The following is a 22,642-nucleotide window of genomic DNA, read 5'->3' as shown; positions in this document are numbered from 1 at the left end:
ACCGGACTGAATTGCCGAATTGATTGCAACCTGCCAAACAACAAGAAAAATCGTTCATGAGCACCAAGACTTCCGATCCGGCCAATGCCGGCCAAATCAGGGAAACGCGCCTTGCCGACGCGTTGAGCGAACGTTATCTCGCTTATGCCATGTCGACGATCATGTCGCGTTCTCTTCCCGATGTGCGCGATGGTCTGAAACCCGTGCATCGGCGTCTGCTGTATGCCATGCGCCAGCTAAAACTTGATCCGGCGCAGGGGTTCAAGAAATGCGCCCGTGTTGTCGGTGACGTGATTGGTAAGTATCACCCGCATGGTGATCAGTCTGTCTATGATGCGCTTGTGCGTTTGGCACAGGATTTTGCCGTCCGTTATCCGCTGGTCGACGGGCAGGGGAACTTTGGCAACATTGACGGCGATAACGCAGCGGCAATGCGTTATACCGAGGCCCGCATGACGGCCGTTGCCGCGGCACTGATGAATGGCCTTGACGAAGATGCGGTTGATTTCCGCCCGACATATGACGGCGAAGATCACGAGCCGATTGTCATGCCGGCAGCGTTTCCGAACCTGCTGGCCAATGGTGCGGCCGGTATTGCGGTTGGTATGGCAACCAACATTCCGCCGCACAATGCTGGCGAACTGTGTGCCGGCCTGATCAAGCTGATCGATAATCCTGATACCTCGATTGCGGAACTCGTCCGCTGTGTTCCGGGGCCGGACTTCCCGACCGGTGGGGTTCTGGTTGAGCCGCGCGAAAACATTCTTGAGGCCTATGCCACCGGGCGCGGTTCATTCCGTCTGCGCGCCAGATGGGAAGTCGAGAAGCTCAGTCATGGACTGTTCCAGGTCGTTGTGACCGAAATTCCCTATCAGGTTCAGAAAGCCAAACTGGTCGAGCGTATTGCCGATCTGATGGTTCTGAAAAAACTTCCGCTTCTGGCTGATGTGCGCGATGAGTCGACCGACCTGATCCGTCTGGTGTTTGAGCCGCGGACCCGTGCGGTCGAGCCGGAACATTTGATGGAGATGCTGTTCAAGAATACCGAACTGGAAATCCGGTTTGGTCTGAACATGAACGTTCTGGACGGGGACAATACGCCGCGCGTCATGAATCTGCGCGAAGTACTGCGTGCGTTCCTGGCCCATCGTCAGGACGTTCTGATCCGTCGTTCCAACCATCGACTGGCCAAGATCAATCATCGCCTTGAAGTGCTTGATGGTTATCTTGTTGCCTATCTGAACCTTGACGAGGTCATCCGGATCATTCGTTTCGAGGATGAGCCGAAGGTGTCGTTGATGTCGACTTTCGACCTGACGGAAGTTCAGGCGGATGCGATCCTCAACATGCGTCTGCGGTCTTTGCGCAAGCTCGAAGAAATGGAAATCAAGAACGAGCATGCGAAACTGACCGAAGAAAAAGAAGGTCTCGAAGCACTTCTTGCCAGCGAAAGCCTGCGTTGGGAGAAAATCCGCGACGAAGTCGAGGAAATGCGCGAGAAATTCGGCAAGAAGACAACCCTTGGCAAGCGCCGTACCGAAATCGGTGATGCACCGGAAGAAATCGAAGTTCCGCTGGAAGCCCTGATTGAACGTGAACCCATTATGGTGATCTGTTCGAAAATGGGTTGGATCAGAGCCCTTAAGGGGCATACTTCAGACATCAGCGACCTGAAATTCAAGGACGGTGACGAAGGGCGTTTTGCGCTGAAGGCGTTCACGACGGACAAGCTTCTGATCATGAGCACCGAAGGCCGCTGTTACACGATGTCGTGCGACAAGCTGCCGGGCGGACGTGGTCATGGTGAGCCGATCCGTTTGACGATTGATCTGCCCCAGGAACATGACATCGTTGCGATGGTCATCCATAAGCCGGGCCGGAACCTGCTTGTTGCAAGTTCTGCCGGTCGCGGTTTCCAGGTGGCCGAAGCCGATGTGGTGGCGCAGACCAAGAACGGTAAACAGATTTTGAACCTTGGCAAGGATGAAGAGGCAAAAATCTGCCTTCCGGTCGACAAGGATCATGTCGCTGTTCTGGGCGAAAACCGTAAACTTCTGATCTATCCGGTTTCCGAAGTCCCTGAAATGACCCGTGGGCGCGGTGTTATCCTCCAGAAATACCGTCAGGGTGGCATGGCTGATTTGGTCCTGTTCAATCTTGAAGAAGGACTGAGCTGGACCATGGGCGGCAGCGAGGGCCGTACACGTACCGTTACCGAGCTTGCAGAATGGATTGGCAAGCGTGCCGGTGCCGGACGCATGCCGCCAACCGGGTTCCCGCGGTCAAACAGGTTCGAATAACGCATCCTTCACGGGATTAATGAGATTCCAAAGGGATAAGGGCAGGGATGTTCTTATCCCTTTTCTCGTTTCCGGGCGAAATTTGTCAATCACGGGTGAAAACGCGGTTTGATTTTATTTAGGATGCTGAACAAGGCGGGAAACGGGCAAAATATATAGCGTTTTAAGGCGTAAATATGTAACTTCGCATCCTGATTGGCAGGGAGCCCGCAATTTCCCTGTGAGTTCCAAAAGGGCGTGGGAGTGAAAACGTGAATTTTCTAGGGAGTTTCGTCCGTTTCGTTGACGGTCTGAATGACTGGATCGGACGTGGCGTAGCCTGGTTGGTCATCCCGATGGTTGTTATCACATTTCTGGTGGCAACGCTGCGTTACGGGTTTTCCATTGGCTGGGTTTCGATGCAGGAAAGCTATATGTGGCTGCATGGCATCGTGTTCATGGTGGGGGCCGGTTATACATTGCTGCATGGTGGTCATGTCCGGGTGGACGTTTTTTATCGTCCGGCTTCGGCGCGTTATAAAGCATGGGTCGACCTTTTCGGGTCCCTGCTGCTTTTGCTGCCTGTGATCATTATGGTCTACATTTACAGCGCACCTTATGTGATGACCAGTTGGCACCGCCTTGAAGGATCGCACGAAACCGGTGGTTTGCCGGGGCTGTTCCTTTATAAATCGGTCATTCTCGTTTTTTGCGTCCTGATTGGCTTGCAGGGGCTGTCACTCGCCGCGCGCAGCATTCTTGTGCTGGCCGGACATAAAGAATTTGAAATCAAAGAAGAAGAGCACGAGGGCGTCTGATGTCGGGGGAAATTCTTAGCCTTGTAATGTTCGCAGTAGCCTGCGGCGTTCTTCTTCTCGGTTTTCCGGTTGCGTTTTCCCTGGCAGGAACGGGGCTTGCCTTTGCGCTGATCGGCAACTCGATGGGCGTGTTTGACATGCCGCTTCTGGGGTCGTTGCCGTCACGCTATTTCGGTGTGATGACCAACGAGCTTTATGTCGCGATCCCGCTTTTCGTCTTTATGGGCGTCATGCTCGAACGTGCCCGGATTGCCGAAAAGCTGCTGACGACCATGGGGCTTCTGTTTGGCACCATGCGGGCGGGGCTTGGCATTTCGGTTGTGCTGGTCGGGATGCTGCTGGCGGCTTCGACCGGTATCGTTGGGGCAACCGTTGTAACGATGGGGCTTCTCAGCCTTCCGGCGATGCAAAAGGCCGGATACAGTCCGCGTCTTTCGACCGGGGTAATCTGTGCATCCGGTACATTGGGGCAGATCATACCGCCGTCGATCGTGCTGGTTTTGCTCGGTGATATCCTGCAAGGCGCTTACGCCGAAGCACAACGTTCGCTGGGCAATTGGGCGCCGGAACCGGTTTCGGTTATCGACCTGTTTGCCGGTGCATTCATTCCCGGCATGCTTCTGGTCGGGCTCTATATCTGCTGGATCATCATTCAGGCGTTTATTGATCCGAAATCGGCGCCTCCGCTGGTCACCGACAAACGTCCGGAAGGTCTTTGGGGCGAAGTTCTTCGTGCGCTGATACCCCCGGGATTGCTGATTGTCGCCGTGCTGGGCTCGATCCTTACAGGTATCGCAACACCGACTGAGTCCGCGGCATTTGGCGGTGTTGGTGCGGTCATTCTGGCGGCGTTCTATAAACGCCTGTCATGGGACGTTTTACGCCATGTGACACGCCAGACGGTCCAGATCAGTGCAATGGTCTTCGTCATCCTGCTGGGCGCATCGGTGTTCTCGCTGGTCTTCCGTGGCCTTGGCGGGGATCACCTTGTCGAAGAACTGCTGCATAACCTTCCTGGCGGTGTTTTCAGCGCCATGCTGGTCGTCATGCTGCTGATGTTTGTCATGGGCTTCTTCCTTGATTTCATTGAAATCGTGTTTGTGGTTGTGCCAATCGTTGGCCCGATCCTGCTCAAGATGGATATCGATCCGGTCTGGCTTGGCGTGATGATTGCCATCAACCTGCAGACCAGCTTCCTGACGCCGCCGTTCGGCTTTGCGCTGTTCTATCTGCGCGGGGTGGCTCCGGCGGCAATCAAGACCTGGGACATCTATCGCGGGATTGTTCCGTTTGTCCTGATCCAGGTCCTGGGCTTGGGGCTTGTGGCGGCGTTCCCGGCACTGGCGACATGGCTTCCGGATTTGCTGTTCAAGTAACCGCAGGCCAGCCAAAACCTGTCATGCAAAAAGGGTCGGCAAATGCCGACCCTTTTCGGTTTCGATATCTGAAAACTTAGTATTTGAACGGCAGGATACGTGCCTGGGCAAAAGCCGATTCCGAGAATTTCGACCAGCCAATCGACTGGGTACGGAACGCGATCAGGCTTTCGAAAACTTCCTGCGAGAGCGGATTTGATGCAACGAGGTCACGCAGAACCGTGCCCGACAATGCGCCAAGGTTTGTCAGAATGTCGTCCGAGAACGGGCGAACATCGACATTGTGCTTGTCGCGCAGGGTCTGGAGCGCCTGATTGTTCCGTGCGGTGAATTCCGACAGAACCATCTGGTTCACAGCACGGTTGGCCTGCTCGACGATTGCCTTGAGGTCGTCGGGAAGGGCATTCCACGCATCAAGGTTGATGAAGTTGTCAAGAACGGTCGCCGGTTCATGCCAGCCCGGATAGTAATAGAACTTGGCCGATTTATAGAGACCAAATGCTAGGTCATTATACGGACCAACCCATTCGGTCGCGTCAATCGCACCGGACTGAAGGGCAGGCGGAATTTCGCCACCCGGAAGGTTCACGACGTTACCACCCGCAGCTTTGACGACTTCGCCGCCAAGGCCCGGAATACGCATTTTCAGACCTTTATAGTCATCAATCGTATTCATTTCCTTGTTGAACCAGCCGCCCATCTGGGTGCCGGTGTTGCCGGACGGGAAGAATTTGCAGTTCAGTTCGGAATAGACTTTGTCAGCAAGTTCCTGACCGCCGCCCCACTGGAACCATGCGTTCTGTTCCTGGGCGTTCAGTCCGAATGGCATCGCTGCGATATACTGGGTGGCATCGACTTTACCCTTCCAGTAATAAGGCGCGCCATGGCCCATTTCGACGGTGCCATTACCGACAGCATCAATGGCTTCAAAGGCGGGAACGATTTCGCCCGCGCCAAAAACGGTCACCTTCATGCGGCCGTTTGATGCCTTGTTTATATATTCAGCCAAAAGGTTCGCCCCGGTCCCCAAACCCGGGAAGTTTTTTGGCCAGGTCGTGACCATGCGCCACTCACGGACTTCCTGTGCGATTGCCGGTTTGGCAAAGGTAGACGCGACCGCAGCGGTCGCACCGGCTACCGCTGCGCCGGAAAGAAATTGGCGACGTTTCATAGATTACAGCCTCCCAAAGATGCAAGCTCATGATTTATTGACTCAAAGCCGTCATGCGGCTTTGGGGCAAAGCTTATATGCGTCTGTAGAATGTGGCAACCGGGGATCGATGGGGGAACTACTACTTTGGTCTAGTAGTTGCGGCGGAGTATCGCGAGCCAAAGATCAACCGTCAATACCGTCACTGGCCGGAAGGCTAACCCAGTTTCCGCCCCGAAAACCTTCCAGAGGTTGAAAGCGCATCTTGTAGGACATCTTTCGGCACTCTCCGATCCAGTATCCAAGATAAACATGGGGTAAACCAAGGACTTGGGACTCTTTTATCAGATCAAGAATGATAAAGGTTCCAAGTCCGCGGCGCTGTTCGGAGGGATCAAAGAAGCTGTATACGGCAGACAGGCCATCAGAGAGGTTATCGACCAATGCAACCGCGATCAGACTGCCATTCTGGCGCCGATATTCAAAAATGGAGGTGTCGACAGTGCTGTCTTCGATCATGGCACGATAGTCTCGGGCATCCATCCGGGCCATATCGCCATTGCCGTGACGGGCGTCCTGATACTGACTGAAAAGCTGAAACTGTTCCTGTGTGGCGACGGATGGCGAGACGGCCCGGATCAGATCATTGTTTTTTGCCGCGATACGACGAAACGATTTGGTCGTGCAGAAATCTTCGGAACGTACCCGGACGGGAACACACGCGTCACATTCGCTGCAGGCAGGCAAATAGGCAATAGAATGACTGCGGCGGAAACCGGCACGAGACAGCAGATCGTGAACGTTATTTGCTTCGGGACCGCGCAGTTCTGTCACCAGCTTGCGCTCGAACCTGCCAGGCAGATAGGGGCATGGCATGGGAGCGGTCATGAAGTAATGCTGTGTCAGTCGCCTTTGATTGACTGTCATTTACCGTTGTGCCCCAGCTTCAGAGGTTCTTCTGATAATATGAGATTAGGTATGAATCATGACGGTTTAAAGGGCGACCCCGACGATTGTCTGAACTCGCCATAAAATTCCCTAGCGGTTTGAAGGGACAGAGAAGCTGGGGCGCCGGTTTGAAGGCGCTGAATTGCCCGATTCTTGTCCTGATCCCTGTTCGGTGGATGGGGTGCCAGACTGCGCAGGGGCGGAGGTTTCGCCATCAACGGCCGGGCGTTCACCGGTTCCGCGCAGAAGCGTGATGCTGATGCGTCTGTTGCGTTCGTTTTCCGGCGTTTCGGGGAGCAGCGGGTCCGTATCGGCAAGGCCGGCAACTTTGGCGAAGCGGCCGGATGCAAGGCCCTGCGTTTCAAGTTCCCGGCGGGTTGCCAGGGCGCGGTCCGAGGACAGTTCCCAGTTGCTGTAACCAGTGACTGTCGAGAAGGGCACGGCATCTGTATGGCCTTCAATCGAAATATCCTGCGGCATACCCTGGATAGCTTCGACAACCTTTGACAGCAGAAGTTTGGTGTGGTCGGCCATGACGGCACTACCGCTTGGGAACATTGCGGTGCCGTCTTCATCCAAAATCTGAATGCGAAGACCTTCGTCGGTTTCTTCGATCCGGATATTCTTGGCAAGTTCCTGCAAATCAGGGGAACTTTCAAGCGCCTTGCGAAGTTCTTCTTCCGCTTCCTTGAATTCCTTGTCTTCCTGTTCGGCAAGGCGTTGCTCGGCCATTTCCTCCGGTGTTTTTACCGGAGGAATGTCAATGCTGACCGTCGGCGCGCCCGTTTCAGAGCGTAAGGCACCTTGTTCTGCAAGGCTTTGGCCACCCAGAATGCCGCCGGAACCGGAATCGCTTTGAGAAATGGTTTCCGGGGTGAAATAGTTCGACACGCCCTGTAGCTGTTCTTCAGTGGCACTGCTAAGCAGCCAAAGCAGCAGGAAGAACGCCATCATTGCTGTCACAAAGTCGGCATACGCAACCTTCCATGCACCACCATGGTGGCCGTGACCGCCTTTCTTGATTTTCTTTATAACGATATCGGGCATGCGTCGCGTTTTTCTCTAAACCGGAAATGGATTATTCAAAAATCAAGCGGTTGGTGCATTTTGCAAAGCCTCGTCAAGTTCCTTGAAGCTTGGCCGAAGATCATGTGGCAGGGTTTTTCGTGCAAATTCTACCGAAACCTGCGGCGCATAACCCTGCATGTGTCCGATGAGTGCCGCCTTTATACAGCTGTAGTATTTTGCGTCTGCATCAAGCGTTTTCTTGATGATGGATGCCGTCGGTGCGACAAAACCATAAGCGCCAAGAATACCAAGGAATGTCCCGACCAGTGCTGCCGCAATCAGGCCACCCAGAATTTCGGGCGGTTCCGTCACGGAGCTCATGGTGACAATAACCCCAAGAACGGCGGCGACAATACCCAGTGCGGGAAGCCCGTCGCCAACTGTTTGAACGGCATCGGAAACAGAATGTTCGTCCTCGTGATGAGCTTCAAGTTCCTGATCGATCACAGCTTCCAGTTCATACGCATTGGTGGTGCCAAGGGTCAGCAACCGAAGATAATCACACATGAATTCAAGGGCGTGATGGTCTTTGGTGACGCCGGGAAAGTTTGCGAAAAGGCTTGAGCTTTCGGGGTTTTCCACATGGCTTTCAAGCGCCAGATCGCCCTTTGATTTGGCGAGACGAAAAACCGCATAAAGGCAGGTCAAAAGCTCAAGATAGGAAGCTTTCTTCTTGGGGCCTTTCATGGCACGCAGGGTATAGCTGAAGGATCGTTTGACAACGCTTAACGGATTGGCTGTCAGAAATGCACCAAACGCAGCCCCGAAAATAATCAGGACTTCAAGAGGTTGAACGAGAATGCTAAATGACCCGTGAGGCAAATACCCGCCAAGTACCGAGCCGAGTACTATGACGTAACCGATAATCAGAAACATTATGCAGTCCCCATTAACCCCAAAATACGCCGCAACCGTAAATTCCTCATCATGGACAGCCTTCCGGGAAGCCGGAGTGTTAGGGTCGCAGCGCTTGTATTTATATGATTCATATTAACTTTTAATCTTATTAATATAGCGTTTAAAACGCTGACGCGTGGGGTTTGACAGCACAAGTTTTTCCCGCCATTTTCCCTGATCCTGTACGCAGGGCATGTCCAATAGGTTTTATCAGCAAGAGCATTCTTCAATATGTCATTTTCATCGCGCGATTTTCGGGACTGTCTGGGACAATTTGCAACCGGTGTTGCGGTTGTTACGGCACGGGCGAATAATGGCGCAAAAGCAGGCATTACGATCAATTCGTTTGCGTCGGTGTCGCTCGATCCGGCTCTGGTCCTTTTTTCAGTAGACCAGCGCGCGGCCACACATTCATTGTTTGCAGGTGAGTGTGACCGTTTTTGCATCAATATCCTTAATCGGGATCAACGCGACCTGTCTGACCTGTTTTCATCACCGGTTCACGACCGTTGGGAAGACCTTGTTTTCGAAGATGATTGCCATGGTGTGCCAAAGCTGATCGGTAATCTTGCGACCTTTTCCTGCAAACGACATGCAATTCACGATGGCGGAGATCACAGCATCATCGTGGGGCATGTGCAGGATATCTCGCTCGGGAATACCGGTGATCCTCTGCTTTATTATGGTGGCCGTTATCGCTCCCTTGGTAAATGAGCAAAGGGCCAACGGCATTGTCGCTGACCCTTGTAATTTCAGTCGAGCGATGTGTTGCCCAGAAGGCGGCTGCCAAATCCGGCACCGGTCAGTTTTGTAATCACCTGTTCCGCGTGCGAGGTGTCTCTGACTTCCAGCACCATGTCGACGTCGGTCTGCTTTGCCGGCACATCATAGAAGTGACGCTGGTGATACACTTCGATGATGTTGGCTTCGGCGTCGCCGATCAGCGCGCTGATGGTTGCAAGTGCGCCCGGAACATCGGGAATTTCGATACGCACACGCACAAGGCGGCCTTCGCGCGCCATACCACGCATCAGAACCTGTGCCAGAAGGCGTGTATCGATGTTGCCGCCACTGACAATCATGCAGACCTTCTTGCCCTTGAAACGGTCATGATGGTCAAGTAGAGCCGCAAGAGGGGCCGCACCAGCACCTTCGACAACGGTTTTCTCGATCTCGATCAGCATCTGGATGGCGCGCTCGATCGAGCTTTCCTCGACCAGCAGCACATCATCAAGCTTTTCCTTGCAGATTTCGAGGGTCAGGCCACCGGGCTGCTTGACCGCAATGCCTTCGGCAATCGTCACACCACCGCCCGAAAGCGGCAGGCCTTTGATGCCTTCATACATGGAAGGATAAAGCTTGGTCTCGACACCAATCACCTCGATATCCGGGCGTCGGGCCTTGATGGCCGTAACAATACCGGCCGCAAGACCGCCGCCGCCAATGGGGACGATAATGGTGTCGATGTCCGCCCCATCATTAAGGATTTCAAGCCCGACAGTACCCTGACCGGCAATGATATGCGGATCATCGAACGGGTGAACAAAGGTCAGGCCGCGTTCTTCCTGAATTTTCGATGCGGCTTCAAGGCTTTCGGCGAAAACACTGCCTTCAAGGACAACTTCCGCCCCGTGTGAACGGGTGTGACGGACTTTGGTAAAGGGCGTGTTTTTCGGCATGACAATGGTTGCCGGAATGCCAAGTCGTTTGGCGTTATAGGCCACACCTTGCGCATGGTTGCCTGCCGATACGGCAATGACACCCTTCGCGCGTTCCTCGGGGGTGAGGCTGGCAAGTTTGATATAAGCGCCGCGTTCCTTGAAGGAGGCCGTATATTGCAGGTTTTCAAGTTTCAGGTGAACTTCGGCCTCGCAAATATTTGAAAGTGTTTGTGATTTTACCAATGGCGTTTTGCTGACGATACCTTCAAGCAAGCCGGATGCGCGTACGATGTCGTGATAGGAAACGGTCATTTCCATACTCCTGCGGCCAGCCGCACTTTACGTGATGTGCTGGCATTTTATCATGTGTGGGCAAAATTCGGATGTTTAACCAAGCCTGTCATCCGCGGATGACAGGGATCACATTCGCAGGGCGGAAATCCCGATAATCATGGCCATCGCACCGGCACGAAGCGTCGGACGGGGATGCGATGCGAGGATGTCAAGGCAAGCAGACATAGCCATGTTCTTTCCGGGTTATGGGTCGGTAATCGTGATGCAGCTTTGCGGATTAGGCGCGCAAGGTCAAGTTTGCAAACAAAAAGGCCGGGTTGCAACATTTGCAACCCGGCCGGTTTGGGAACGCAGGCAGGGTTATTCCATATTCATGATGATGGTTTTCTTGTGCGTGAAATGTTCAAGCATGCTTTCAAGCGATGCCTCCTTGCCAAGACCCGAAAGCTTGACGCCGCCATATGACAGGTTTGGCTGCACGACAAGGTTCTGGTTGACCTGAACAAAGCCCGCTTCGAGCCGTTTGGTCGCCGTCAGTGCGGTTTTAAGGTCCTTGGTCCAGACGGTTGCGGCCAGGCCAAAGTCGCTGTCATTGGCAAGCTCGATCGCCTCGTCAAAGGTTTTGAACCTGAACACACAGGCAACAGGGCCAAAAATTTCTTCGCGGGCAATCCGCGCATCGGGTTTGACATTGGTAAAGACAACCGGACGGACAAACATGCCGTCCGCAAGTGCCGGATCGGTCGGAAGGGCGCTGAGTTCATTTTTGGTCGCACCTTCCTGTTCGCCGATCTCGATATAACCGCACACCTTGTCGCGCTGTTTGCGATTGATGATGGTGCCGATATCGGTTTCCTCGTCCAATGGATCACCCATTTTAAGGGTGTTGACCTTGGCCAGAAGGCGGTTAACAAACTCGTCATGCAGGCTTTCATGTACCAGAATGCGCGACGATGCCGTGCAGCTTTGGCCCTGACGGGTAAAGCGCATGCCGCCAATTGCCCCGGCAATGGCCTTGTCCAGATCCGCATCATCCATCACGATCATCGGCGATTTGCCACCCAGTTCCAGCGTGACCGGGATCAGTTTTTCCGCCGCTGCCCGGTAAACCGTGCGACCGGTTTCGACCGATCCGGTGAAGGAAACCTTTTTGACATCCTTGTGCGCCACCAGCGGGCCGCCACATCCCGGACCAAAGCCGGAAAGGATATTCAGAACACCCTTTGGCAGAATCTGCTGCATGATCTGGCAGACACGAAGGACGGTAAAGGGGGTGTCTTCCGCCGATTTGACAACAACGGTATTGCCCGCCACCAAGGCCGGGGCAACCTTTATCGCCATCAGGAGCAACGGCACGTTCCAGGGAATGATCGCACCGACAACGCCAACCGGTTCACGCGTTGTCAGGGTCATCATGTTCGGGTTGAACGGAATGGTTTCGCCCTTCAGTTCCGAGGCAAGGCCGCCGAAGAAGGTAAACATGTCGGCCAGGACCGATGCCTCGACCCGGCTTTCCGTCCGCAACGCCTTGCCGGACTCAAGGGCCACCATCCGGCCGAGTTCCTCGACATGCTGGGTCAGGATACGCCCGCATTCCGCCACCAGCTTGCCGCGTTCGCGGGCAGGGCGGTTTGCCCAATCCTTCTGGGCCTTCTTTGCCACCGAAACCGCGAAATCGACGTCATCGGCGTCACCTTCGGCAGCCTGCGCAATAACCTTGCCGGTTGCCGGGTTCAGCACGTCAAAATTTCTGCCATTTCTGGCCGGTACAAGTTCCCCGTCGATCAGGTGACGGCCATCAAGTTCCTTGACCAGTTTGTGGGGATCAAGCACGGGTTCGATAGACATTTCAGGCTCCCTGTCATATAGCTGCGCGCCCGTTTTCCGGCTGCGTCGCAAAATAAACGGTTATTCGGTATTGGTTTACCAATTTATCGATCCGATACCGGAAAGGCAAGGTCCTTTCACCATGTTAGGCATGACAGTCAGGGGCAGGGTTGATAGGGTTACTTAAACGCGGGCTGCATTTCGAATTGTGAATGCGCCACAGATACAATTCCGTAAGGACAAGGGGATACCCATGCCGCGCCATTTCGATACGACGTTTGATGTTGTTCGTGAACTTAAGCCTTCTTACCCGGTTTATTGCCTGCGCCCTGACATCCTGCGTGAATCGGCCAAACGGTTTGTCGATATGTTTCCCGGCAATGTCCTTTATGCGGTCAAATGCAATCCGCATCCGGAAATCATGCGCTACCTTCATGAAGGCGGTGTTCGTCATTTCGATACCGCATCGCCCGAGGAAATTGCCCTTGTCCGTCGCCAGTTTCCGGGCATGAACGTCTATTTCATGCATCCTGTCAAAAGCCGGGATGCCATTCGCAGCGCGCACCGTGTTTTCGGCGTAAAGCATTACGTGATCGATACCGAGGATGAACTTGAAAAAGTCCGCGCCGAAACCGACGGCGAGACCGATCTGGTCATTCATGTCCGCCTGGCAACCCCGCCGGCAGGCGCGGCCTATAACCTTTCGGCAAAATTCGGTGCCCGTCCGATGACGGCATCGGAACTTTTGAAGAAAGTTGATGGCTATGGCTATACCGCCGGGCTTTGTTTCCATGTCGGGTCGCAATGCACAACACCCAACGGGTATCGCATTGCCGTCGAACTGATCCGGCAGGTTGTTGATTTTTCCGGGGTAAAAGTCCGGTATATCGATGTTGGCGGCGGGTTCCCCGGCCAATATATGAACCAGCGCGCACCGGGGCTTGAGGTCTTCATGGAGGAAATCAAGGACTGCATTCGCTGGCTTGGCCTGCCCGATACCACCTTTATGTGCGAACCGGGTCGCGCCCTGGTGTCGAGTGGCGTGTCGCTGATCACGCAGGTGCATCTGCGTAAAGAGGACCAGCTCTTCATCAATGACGGTGTCTATGGCAGCCTTTCCGAGGCGGTCACCGGGCAGTTGCGTTTCCCGGTACGACCGATGCGGATCGGCGGTGATTTCAACGACACCGATACCCTTGATTTTACGATCTATGGCCCGACCTGCGACAATATGGATGTGCTTCCGGCAACGGTAACCTTGCCCGCCGACATCCGCGAAGGGGACTGGATCGAGTTTGGTCATATCGGTGCCTACAGCAACGCGCTGGCCACCCATTTCAACGGTTTTTACCCGGAATTGCTGGTGACGGTTGGCGAAACATTCCCGTTCATTGATGGCGAATTTCCGCAGGTCGGCTGACCACAATCGGTCATAGCGGTAAAACAGTACTTGTTTGCGGATATCCTTGTGTGCACTATGCTGCCCGGTATGACATCGGGCAGCATGAATGCCCGGCACAAGATCTGAAACAGGGAAGATACGCCGTGACCAACAGCCTTTTCATGCGCATACGAAGCCGATTTCCATCCGACCTGTCCAAGGTCCTGATCGAAACGGCAGAGGGCAAAACATACAGTTACGGTGATGCCGATGCGGCATCCGCACGTATTGCGGGGCTGTTAACAGCCCTTGGTGCCAAAAAAGGTGATCGCGTCGCGGTTCAGGTCGATAAATCCCCCGAAGCCCTGTTCCTTTATCTGGGCTGTATCCGCGCAGGTCTGGTCTATCTGCCGCTGAATACCGCGTATCAGGCAGGTGAACTTGCCTATTTCATGGGGAACGCGGCACCTATTGTTTTTGTCTGCCAGCCACACCGCGAAGACGAGGTAACGGCAATTGCCGACGCACAGCGCGTTGAAAAGGTTTTAACACTTGGCACGTCGGGCGAGGGAACGCTGATCCATCAGGCGGCGGATTTCCCCGCCGAATTTACCCCGGTTGCCTGTGCAGATGATGAACTTGCGGCCATTCTTTACACATCCGGCACGACGGGCAAGCCAAAGGGCGCCATGATGACCCAGACCAATTTATGGTCAAATGCCGCGACCCTGGAAAAGCTTTGGGGCTTTGGCCCGGACGATGTTCTTTTACATGCGCTTCCGATTTTCCATACGCACGGGCTTTTCATTGCGTGTCATTGCGTGATGCTGTCGGGATCGAGAATGTTCTTCCTGCCGAAGTTTGATCGCGATCAGGTCATGGCGCTGTTGCCGCGCAGTACCGTCATGATGGGCGTGCCGACATTCTATGTCCGGCTGTTATCCGGTGATGATTTCAATGCCGATGTGACCTCGGGCATGCGGCTGTTCATTTCAGGATCAGCACCCTTGTTGCCCGAAACATTTGTCGCTTTCAGGGAACGGACCGGCAAGGCGTTGCTGGAACGTTACGGCATGACTGAAATGGGAATGGCAACGTCCAATCCGCTCAATGGGGAACGGATCGTGCATACGGTCGGCCCGGCTCTGCCGGATGTGGAAGTCCGGGTCTGTGACGATAAAGGGAATGTGCTTGGAACCGACGAGATCGGCGTTCTGGAAGCTCGCGGGCCGAACGTTTTTGCCGGATACTGGCAAATGCCGGAAAAAACGGCCGAGGAGTTCCGCGAAGACGGGTTCTTCATTACCGGTGACATCGCGAAAATCGATGCCAAGGGATATGTCCATATCGTTGGTCGCGCCAAGGATCTTGTGATTTCCGGCGGGTTTAACGTTTATCCCAAAGAAATCGAAACGGTCATCGACAAGATGGATGGTGTTGTCGAAAGTGCCGTGATCGGTGTTGCGCATCCGGATTTCGGCGAGGCGGTTGTGGCCGTGATCGTCCGCAGTAGCGATAAACTGTCCGAAGATGACGTGGTCAATGCGATCAAGGGGCAGCTTGCCAATTTCAAAGTGCCCAAGCGCGTTTTCTTCGTGTCCGAACTTCCGCGTAATGCGATGGGAAAAGTACAGAAGAATATCCTGCGAGAGGATTATAGCGCGCTATTTGCCAACTAGAACGGGGCGCTACAACGGGGCGAGGGACAGCTTGCCCCGTCAGCACATTATCCCGAAAACAAGAAAAGCCCAGGCAATCAATGCCGGGGCTTTTCTTTGGACGGCTACCGTCTGGCTTAGCGACCGAAAGCAACGCGATGTGCGACATCGTCAATCATGTCACGGTTCAGGCCGATATCTGCCAGCTCACGTGCATCAAGTTTACGGAGCGCAGTCTGGGTCTGGTACTGAACACGAAGGGCGCGCAGGAAAGCAAAAATCTTGGTTACGATCATTTCATCACCTATTTCAAACCGGCCAATTTCATATTGGCACTGTCATTCAGATAACCGGCATGTGCTCACCGAAGATATTCCATGAAGGAATAGTTAACTGGTTTGACGTGTCGGTCTGCTTGATATGTACCGAATGATCATCTGCATTTTTTCGCATCAGCCAGTCGATACATCGTTTTTATTTCGTGAGTGCAAACTACGCCCGGTTGATTGTGAAATCCAATGCGTTTTTTGCATGGCTGGAGGTTGGAAAGCGCAGAAAGTCATGTTTTTGCAACGAAAACGCTTAAATAACGTCATAATACAGATTTGCTTCGTTGTTTGTTGCTATGTTTTCAGCGCATAGCTAATTAAATTACCAATCGCTTTCCAATTGAAAGCGGAACAGCTACAACAGCAATCGCGATTTTCATACGAACATATCCGGATTGATGCCTTCAGGCGAATTCACGGATGGCTTTCTATCGGACAGGAGACACGGACAGATGAGTATCAACCGCCCTCAGCTCAGCTTTGAGCAGGCAATTGCCGCTTATCTGCAATATGCGCCGCGTTTGCCGCAGGTTGATCCGGCATCTGTTCCCGCAAAAACACAGTATGTTGGAAACCTTCTGGAAATCGTGGACCAATTTGATCTGATCGTGTTCGATGCTTTTGGTGTGCTCAACAGCGGGCCGCAAGCCATTCCCGGCGCGGTCGAAACCGTTTCTGCCCTTCAGAAATCGGGAAAGAAACTTGCCGTTGTCACCAATGATGCATCGAGTTCGGCCGAGGCGATCCTCGCACGGCATCGCGGGCGCGGGTTCGATTTCAACACGACAAACCTGATCAGCAGCCAGCAATTCGTGGCCCCGATGATGGAAACCTACAGGGATCTGTCCCATTGGGGGGCCATGGCACCGGTTCACTGGCCATTTGATATCCTGCCGGGCAGGGTGGAACCGCTTGGTGCGGATCGCGCGCTTTATGATGCGGTTGACGGTTTCGTTCTTATTGATTCTGAAAACTGGTCCGATATCCAGCAGAATCATCTGGAAGAAAGCCTTGCCGCCAATCCGCGCCCCATTCTGGTCGGCAATCCCGATATCTGCGCGCCGATGGGGGCATTCCTGTCCGTTGAGTCCGGATATTTCGCCCATAAGGCAGCGGATCGTTGCAACGTAATACCTGATTGCGTTGGCAAGCCCTACGGTCACGTGTTTGATGAAGTCCTGCGTCGTCATCCCGATATCAGCCGGGATCGGGTCCTGATGGTGGGCGATACAATCCATACCGATGTGCTGGGCGGGCTGGCAGCCGGCATCAAGACACTTCTGGTGCATCAGGGGGGATTCCTCGATGGTCAGGACGATATCGAAAGCCTGTTTGAAAAGTCGGGTCTGCGTCCGCATTTCTGTGCGCGTGCGATTGGTCATGGCATTGACGTGTCAGGTGCCAAAAGCGAAGCCTGCTGTGCCTGATAATCGATAAAACGCCCTGGTAAGAACGGCCCACCAAACGGACCTCGGACCGCTGACAAGGCACTCCTGACCTGATCGTCATTGCCGCAACGGACGGAATCCAGCCTCTTTCAACAGGGCATGGATTCCGGGTCTGCGCTGCGCCCGGAATGACGATTTTGATCAATCGCCAAGCCAATCCAGCCAAGCCAACCCAACCCAACCCAACCCAATTCCGCCGCCCCTCGGTATCGCCAAACACCATCGACCGGGTAGGCCGGACGGACGGGGCTGAGCTGGGCTAGACAGAACTGGTTTGCGCCAGACCGACCACGCCCCACAGTCCCTGCTGCCCCGAACAAACGCCTCGGGCTTTCGATGGACACTACAAGCGCACCTCGCCCCAAGGACGAAGGCGTTGTCGCAGGGCAGGCACAAATCCCGCCATTGATGACCAGCCGATCCAATGCAGACGCAATTCGGGCCTGCTGATCCTCGGCATTGCCAGACTTCATCGACCGGTTGGGTAGCGGCGGGATGGGCTGACATCTGCCCGGCTCTCGCCGCCCCGAACAAACACCCTTGCCCCAAGGGCACATCTCTCCCGTCATGATAAACCACAGTTTTTCGTAATTTCCGGTGGCCTCACGGCCCGGACGCACCACCGCCGTAATGACTTTTCCATGCGCCAGTGATGCCCATTTGGCGATACCGCCGTCGTCCTTTCAGACGATCAGATAGCTGCTTCATCATCATCCCATTCCCATTTTTGCCGCCTGAAACGCAAAAACCCGCAAAAGCGAATCACGCTTTGCGGGTTTTGTCTCCGGACCCATTTGTCCTGTTGACTTTATCTTTATGCCACAAGCCAAAGAACAAATCAAGAACTTTTTCCAGAAAGGCCGAAAAAAGTTTCCTCGTTAAATGGCCTCGGCAACGTCAATTGCACTGTATGTCAGGATTCCTGACGCGCCGGCACGTTTGAAACAGGATAGCGTTTCAATGGCGCAGCCAAGATAATCAAGCCAGCCATTCTGGGCCGCAGCCCGCAACATTGCGTATTCACCCGATACCTGATAGGCGAAAACAGGGACGCCGAATTCTTCGCGCACCCGATACAGAACGTCGAGATATGGCAAGCCCGGTTTCACGATGACGGAGTCAGCACCTTCTTCCAGATCATAGGCGACTTCGCGCATCGCTTCGCTGCTATTGGCGGGGTCAAGCTGGTAGGTTTTCTTGTCCGCCTTGCCCAGGGCAGAAGCCGATCCGATTGCATCGCGGAACGGGCCATAGAAGGACGAGGCGTACTTTGCCGCATAGGCCATAATCTGGACCTTTTTAAGCCCTTCGGATTCCAGAACATCACGAATGGCACCGATACGGCCATCCATCATGTCGGACGGGGCGACAACATCGCATCCGGCCTGTGCCTGAACCAGTGCCTGCCGAACGAGGGCCTCGGTCGTTTCGTCATTAAGGATTTCACCGTTAATCACGATCCCGTCCTGACCATCCGCATTGAACGGATCAAGGGCAACGTCGGTAATGACACCAAGATTGGGGCAGGCGTCTTTGATCGCCTTTGTCGCACGGCAAACCACATTGTCGGGATTATATGCTTCGCGCGCATCCTTGGTTTTGAGGCTGGCATCAATATACGGGAAAAGCGCAAGGGCAGGGATGCCAAGCTTTTCGGCATGTTTTGCCGTTTCAACAAGCACGTCAACGCTTTGGCGTTCGACACCGGGCATTGATGGGATCGGTGTCCGTTCGTTTTTGCCGTCAATCACAAACACCGGCAGGATCAGATCATGTGCGGTCAATCGGGTTTCCGCCACCATGCGACGCGACCAGTCGCTCATGCGGGTCCGGCGAAGGCGGGTGCGCGGGAAAGTGCCATAGGTGACTGTTTTGGCCATGATCTGTTCTCTTGTCAGTGGGGCGGCATTCTGAATTCAGAAATGAGGTGCCCAATTTATGGGGCAGAATTGACGGCGGATCAACTGTTGCTGGTGCGATAAAGGCGTTTACGCATGGTCAGCAGATAGACCGGGATGATTAAAGACAGAAAACTTGCCGTCAGGACAAAAGCCGTAACCAGGCCAACCTGTTGGCCGATTGCCCCGATTACCGGTGGCCCGGCCATCAGGGCCGTGTAACCGGTTGCTGCAATGGTTGAAACGACAGCACCGCCGCTTCTGCCACTTGCCTCCGCCGCCGCAGAAATCAGAAGCGGCAGGATGACAGCCAGCCCAATCCCGGCGATGGCACACCCGATCCAGGCAACGACGTAATGCGGCGCAAGTGCCAGAACAAACAGGCCAAAGGATGCGCATGCCGAACTGGACAGCAGGATTTGCGGGCGGCCAAATTTCGTAACCAGCCAGTCGCCCGAAAGGCGCGTGATTGCCATGGTCGCCGAATAGCAGGCAAAACCGACGGCCGCCATTGTCGGGCCGGAATTGAGTTCCGTATTCATCAGAACCGTTGCCCAGTCGGTAATCACACCCTCACCAAACTGGCCGATGAAGGCGCAGGCCCCAAATGGCAGCAGGGTCAGAAACATCGCGCGCTGTTTGGCAGATGATCCGTCATGCGTTTGGACTGGATGGGGAACGGCGGCATCAGGCATCAACTGGCGTTGAAGGACCAGATGCAGAATCAGGAAAAGGGTCAGCATGACCGGAAGATGCCATTCAACCGGCAGGGGCAGGGCAAACCAGGCCGCCGTCGTTCCGGCACCGGCAAAGCCCCCAAGGCTCCAGAAGCCGTGCAAGCCGGACATGACGCTGCGTTTTTTGGCCCGCTCAACATTCAGGCCATTGGCATTCATCGATATATCAAGGAATGCGCCAAAAAAGCCGAGTGCGAACATGGCAATCGCAATCGACATGAAGCTTGGCATGAAGACCGGAATGCCAACGGAAATGAAATAAGCCACCCCGGAATAGCGTGCGACCCGTTCGCTGCCAAACTTGTCCGATAGACGACCGGCAACAGGCATAACGGCAAGAACACCAACTGCGGCCGCCAGCAATATGGCACCAAGATCATCGTGACCAAATCCAAGGCGCTCCTGCACCAGCGGAATATGCGGGACCCAGCTTGAAAAGGCGGCACCATGCAAAAAGAAAATGGCACGGATTCTGTTATGGGCAATCTGGTTGGAGATAGGCATTCGGGGCTCCGCCTCCGTCAGGCAAGGATCACATTGATCCCGCGTTCGGTGTAATTGCTCAGATAACCGCTCGACAGCTTCCGTCCGGTTACAAGATGGGAAATCGCATCAAGGTCACAGACCCTGAATGGCAAGCTGGTTTCGAGTTTGTCGGCAGTGGTGACCGCAATCGCTTCGGCAGATTGCGCCAGCATCGCTGCCTTGGTGGCGCGTTCTTCGGCTGTGCTGGTGGTCAAACCCAGTTCTGGATGAAGGGCACAGGTACCCAGCAGCACAAGATCGGCATTGTAGTTGCGTATTTCATCAATGGCCGTCGGTCCGCAGATCGCCAGATCACGTTTCAGAACCATGCCGCCAATCATGATGATATTCGCATTCAGATGATTGGCCAGTTCAACAGCAATCAGGGGATTGACCGTGATTACAGTACCGGAAAATGACGGTTTCAGATTCCGGGCGACTTCATAGATGGTCGTGCCGCTATCAAAAAAGACCACGCCATGATCCGGAACGAGATCATGGGCGACCTTGCGGGCGATTTCGGAGCGTTCCGGCTTTAAATCCTGTGCGCGATCATGAAATCCTTCGCGGGCGGTGCTTGGCAAAGTAGCGCCGCCATGAATACGCCTCAGGATTCCGGCATCTTCCATCTGACGCAGATCGCGTCGAATGGTATCAAGGGATGCATGAAAAAGAGCAGACAGGTCGTGAATATGAACCGTACCCTGGCTGTGAAGCAGTTTTTCGATTTCACGCTGGCGCGAATTGACACTCGACATCGATTTGCCTGTTTTGCATGTTTTGCCGATAATGCGCGTTTACCTTTGATCGGAAAAATGGTCAATAAAAAACCGGCCCCGCACAAACAGGGCCGGTATCATATTCAACGATATGATGGATCAGGCTTTATCGAGTGCCTGTTTCAAATCGGCAAGAATGTCATCAATATGTTCGATACCGATCGACAGGCGGACATAACCGTCCGTCACGCCAGATGAAAGGCGATCCTGTTCGGAAAGCTGGCTGTGCGTTGTCGTGGCCGGATGGATGGCAAGCGATCTTGTGTCACCGATATTGGCGACATGATAAAACAGGCCGAGGCTGTTGATGAATTTCTCGCCGGCTTCTTTGCCACCTGCAAGCTCAAACCCCATCAGCGATCCATATCCGCCCTTAAGATAGGTATCGGCACGGCGGCGGCTTTCGCCATCCTGTTTGCCTGGATAGATCACCTTGGAAACCTTGGGATGGGACGACAGAAAGTCGGCAACTTTGGCGCTGTTTTCGCAATGGCGTTCCATGCGCAGTGGCAGCGTTTCCATGCCCTGAATGGTCTGGAACGAGTTGAAAGGCGAGGCGGCCGCGCCAACGTCGCGCAGCAATGTGCAGCGCAGTTTGATCGCATACGCAACCGGGCCGATGGGTTTGACGGCCTGCGTCCAGACCGCACCGTGATAGCTGGGATCCGGTTCATTCAGTAACGGGAAGCGTTTGGCATGCTTTTCCCAGTCAAACTTGCCGGAATCGACGACAATCCCGCCGACAGACGTACCGTGGCCAGCGATAAACTTGGTGGTCGAATACATGACAATCGTCGCGCCATGATCGATGGGGCGGCATAGCACCGGTGCGGCGGTGTTGTCCATAATCAACGGTATGCCAAGCTCGTCACCAATATTGGCGACTTCCCTGATCGGAAAGACCTGAAGTTTAGGGTTTGGCAGGGTTTCGGCGTAATAGGCGCGCGTTTTGTCATCCGTCAGACGTCGGAAGTTTTCCGGGTCAGATGGATCGGCAAAGCGAACTTCGATACCCATCTGTTTGAATGTATTGGCAAAAAGGTTCCAAGTACCGCCGTAAAGGTCTGTGGAACTTACAATATTGTCACCCGCCTGGGCGATATTGAGAACGGAAAAGGTTGATGCAGCCTGACCAGAGCCGACGGCAACGGCTGCTGCGCCACCCTCAAGTGCAGCAATTCGCTGTTCCAGCACATCGTTGGTCGGGTTCATCAGGCGGGTATAGATGTTACCCAGTTCTTTCAGCGCGAAAAGATCGGCCGCGTGTTGGGTATCGCGGAACTGGTAGCTCGTTGTCTGATAAAGCGGCACGGCAACCGATCCGGTTGCCGGGTCTGCGCGGTATCCGGCGTGTAGAACAATAGTTTCTGGTTTCGTGGAACCTGACATGTCGTTTCCCCTGATTTTTAAGTTGCATTGGTTTCACCGGAGTAATGCATATTCGCTGCGAGCCGACAAGAAATTGGAACAAAAATTCGCAAATTCGCCCCTGAAACTGTCGGAGGCGAAATTATTCACATAATTCGGTACTGTTATACCGAATGAATTGACAAAGATCCGAATTCACGT

General features: G+C 54.2%; 18 protein-coding genes. 7 read left to right on the top strand and 11 right to left on the bottom strand.

The window, feature by feature from the left end; translation table 11 throughout:
* Nucleotides 1-56: 56 nt before the first annotated feature.
* The 3 genes from parC to P8T57_RS19600 all read left to right on the top strand — a co-directional run bounded on the left by parC (nucleotide 57) and on the right by P8T57_RS19600 (nucleotide 4,473).
* Nucleotides 57-2,300 (top strand): DNA topoisomerase IV subunit A, encoded by a 2,244-nt coding sequence (gene parC, locus P8T57_RS19610; protein ID WP_341364069.1) that lies wholly within the window; start codon nucleotides 57-59, stop codon nucleotides 2,298-2,300.
* 251 nt (nucleotides 2,301-2,551) lie between these two features.
* Nucleotides 2,552-3,097 (top strand): TRAP transporter small permease subunit, encoded by a 546-nt coding sequence (locus tag P8T57_RS19605; RefSeq protein WP_007089499.1) that lies wholly within the window; start codon nucleotides 2,552-2,554, stop codon nucleotides 3,095-3,097.
* Complete coding sequence (locus P8T57_RS19600) at nucleotides 3,097-4,473, top strand: TRAP transporter large permease subunit (RefSeq protein WP_341364068.1); 1,377 nt, start codon at nucleotides 3,097-3,099, stop codon at nucleotides 4,471-4,473. The genes P8T57_RS19605 and P8T57_RS19600 overlap by 1 nt, the downstream gene beginning before the upstream one ends.
* 76 nt (nucleotides 4,474-4,549) lie before the next feature.
* Here P8T57_RS19600 and P8T57_RS19595 read toward each other — a convergent pair whose 3' ends face one another.
* The 4 genes from P8T57_RS19595 to motA form a co-directional block, all read right to left on the bottom strand.
* Nucleotides 4,550-5,644 carry a TRAP transporter substrate-binding protein gene (locus P8T57_RS19595; protein ID WP_037991225.1) on the bottom strand — a complete coding sequence of 365 codons (1,095 nt, stop codon included), beginning with the start codon at nucleotides 5,642-5,644 and terminating at the stop codon, nucleotides 4,550-4,552.
* 165 nt (nucleotides 5,645-5,809) lie between these two features.
* On the bottom strand, nucleotides 5,810-6,550 hold the full coding sequence (locus P8T57_RS19590; RefSeq protein WP_341364067.1) for an arginyltransferase: 741 nt from the start codon (nucleotides 6,548-6,550) through the stop codon (nucleotides 5,810-5,812).
* A gap of 111 nt (nucleotides 6,551-6,661) precedes the next feature.
* Complete coding sequence (locus tag P8T57_RS19585) at nucleotides 6,662-7,618, bottom strand: flagellar motor protein MotB (protein ID WP_341364066.1); 957 nt, start codon at nucleotides 7,616-7,618, stop codon at nucleotides 6,662-6,664.
* 42 nt (nucleotides 7,619-7,660) lie between these two features.
* A complete protein-coding gene (motA, locus tag P8T57_RS19580; protein ID WP_071239962.1) occupies nucleotides 7,661-8,515 on the bottom strand; it encodes a flagellar motor stator protein MotA in 855 nt (284 codons plus the stop codon).
* 252 nt (nucleotides 8,516-8,767) lie between these two features.
* Between motA and P8T57_RS19575 the strand changes: the two genes are divergently transcribed.
* Nucleotides 8,768-9,250, top strand: coding sequence for a flavin reductase family protein (locus tag P8T57_RS19575; protein WP_063091949.1), 483 nt, complete (start codon nucleotides 8,768-8,770; stop codon nucleotides 9,248-9,250).
* 38 nt (nucleotides 9,251-9,288) lie between these two features.
* On the opposite strand, the gene P8T57_RS19570 is transcribed toward P8T57_RS19575, so the two are convergent.
* Both P8T57_RS19570 and P8T57_RS19565 read right to left on the bottom strand, forming a co-directional pair.
* Entirely contained in the window at nucleotides 9,289-10,509 is a 1,221-nt protein-coding gene (locus P8T57_RS19570; protein WP_210766354.1) for a threonine ammonia-lyase, read from the bottom strand.
* A gap of 342 nt (nucleotides 10,510-10,851) precedes the next feature.
* Nucleotides 10,852-12,339 carry an aldehyde dehydrogenase family protein gene (locus P8T57_RS19565; protein ID WP_071239964.1) on the bottom strand — a complete coding sequence of 496 codons (1,488 nt, stop codon included), beginning with the start codon at nucleotides 12,337-12,339 and terminating at the stop codon, nucleotides 10,852-10,854.
* 232 nt (nucleotides 12,340-12,571) lie between these two features.
* Here P8T57_RS19565 and P8T57_RS19560 point away from each other — a divergent pair, with 232 nt between their 5' ends.
* On the top strand, nucleotides 12,572-13,738 hold the full coding sequence (locus P8T57_RS19560) for a type III PLP-dependent enzyme (protein WP_037991212.1): 1,167 nt from the start codon (nucleotides 12,572-12,574) through the stop codon (nucleotides 13,736-13,738).
* Nucleotides 13,739-13,863: 125 nt separating this feature from the next.
* Nucleotides 13,864-15,378: a malonyl-CoA synthase gene (locus P8T57_RS19555; RefSeq protein ID WP_341364065.1), complete on the top strand. Its 1,515-nt coding sequence runs from the start codon at nucleotides 13,864-13,866 to the stop codon at nucleotides 15,376-15,378.
* 116 nt (nucleotides 15,379-15,494) lie between these two features.
* Here P8T57_RS19555 and P8T57_RS19550 read toward each other — a convergent pair whose 3' ends face one another.
* A complete protein-coding gene (locus tag P8T57_RS19550; protein WP_082242478.1) occupies nucleotides 15,495-15,653 on the bottom strand; it encodes a DUF1127 domain-containing protein in 159 nt (52 codons plus the stop codon).
* 485 nt (nucleotides 15,654-16,138) lie between these two features.
* Between P8T57_RS19550 and P8T57_RS19545 the strand changes: the two genes are divergently transcribed.
* A complete protein-coding gene (locus tag P8T57_RS19545; RefSeq protein WP_341364064.1) occupies nucleotides 16,139-17,113 on the top strand; it encodes an HAD hydrolase-like protein in 975 nt (324 codons plus the stop codon).
* A gap of 899 nt (nucleotides 17,114-18,012) precedes the next feature.
* On the opposite strand, the gene hemB is transcribed toward P8T57_RS19545, so the two are convergent.
* The 4 genes from hemB to P8T57_RS19525 form a co-directional block, all read right to left on the bottom strand.
* The gene (gene hemB / locus P8T57_RS19540) at nucleotides 18,013-19,014 is read right to left on the bottom strand and encodes a porphobilinogen synthase (RefSeq protein WP_062958487.1); all 1,002 of its coding nucleotides are present in this window, start codon (nucleotides 19,012-19,014) and stop codon (nucleotides 18,013-18,015) included.
* 80 nt (nucleotides 19,015-19,094) lie between these two features.
* Nucleotides 19,095-20,273, bottom strand: a complete 1,179-nt coding sequence (locus P8T57_RS19535) for an MFS transporter (RefSeq protein ID WP_341364063.1) — start codon at nucleotides 20,271-20,273, stop codon at nucleotides 19,095-19,097.
* A 17-nt stretch (nucleotides 20,274-20,290) separates the two neighbouring features.
* A complete protein-coding gene (locus P8T57_RS19530; protein WP_341364062.1) occupies nucleotides 20,291-21,052 on the bottom strand; it encodes a DeoR/GlpR family DNA-binding transcription regulator in 762 nt (253 codons plus the stop codon).
* Nucleotides 21,053-21,172: 120 nt separating this feature from the next.
* Nucleotides 21,173-22,462 carry a PLP-dependent transferase gene (locus P8T57_RS19525; RefSeq protein ID WP_063091956.1) on the bottom strand — a complete coding sequence of 430 codons (1,290 nt, stop codon included), beginning with the start codon at nucleotides 22,460-22,462 and terminating at the stop codon, nucleotides 21,173-21,175.
* Nucleotides 22,463-22,642 lie beyond the last annotated feature (180 nt).

Source organism: Thalassospira sp. SN3W, assembly GCF_038070535.1.
GTDB lineage: Bacteria > Pseudomonadota > Alphaproteobacteria > Rhodospirillales > Thalassospiraceae > Thalassospira > Thalassospira xiamenensis.
The sequence above is the reverse complement of the archived record's forward strand: the minus strand, read 5'-3'. Positions and strand labels throughout refer to the sequence as shown.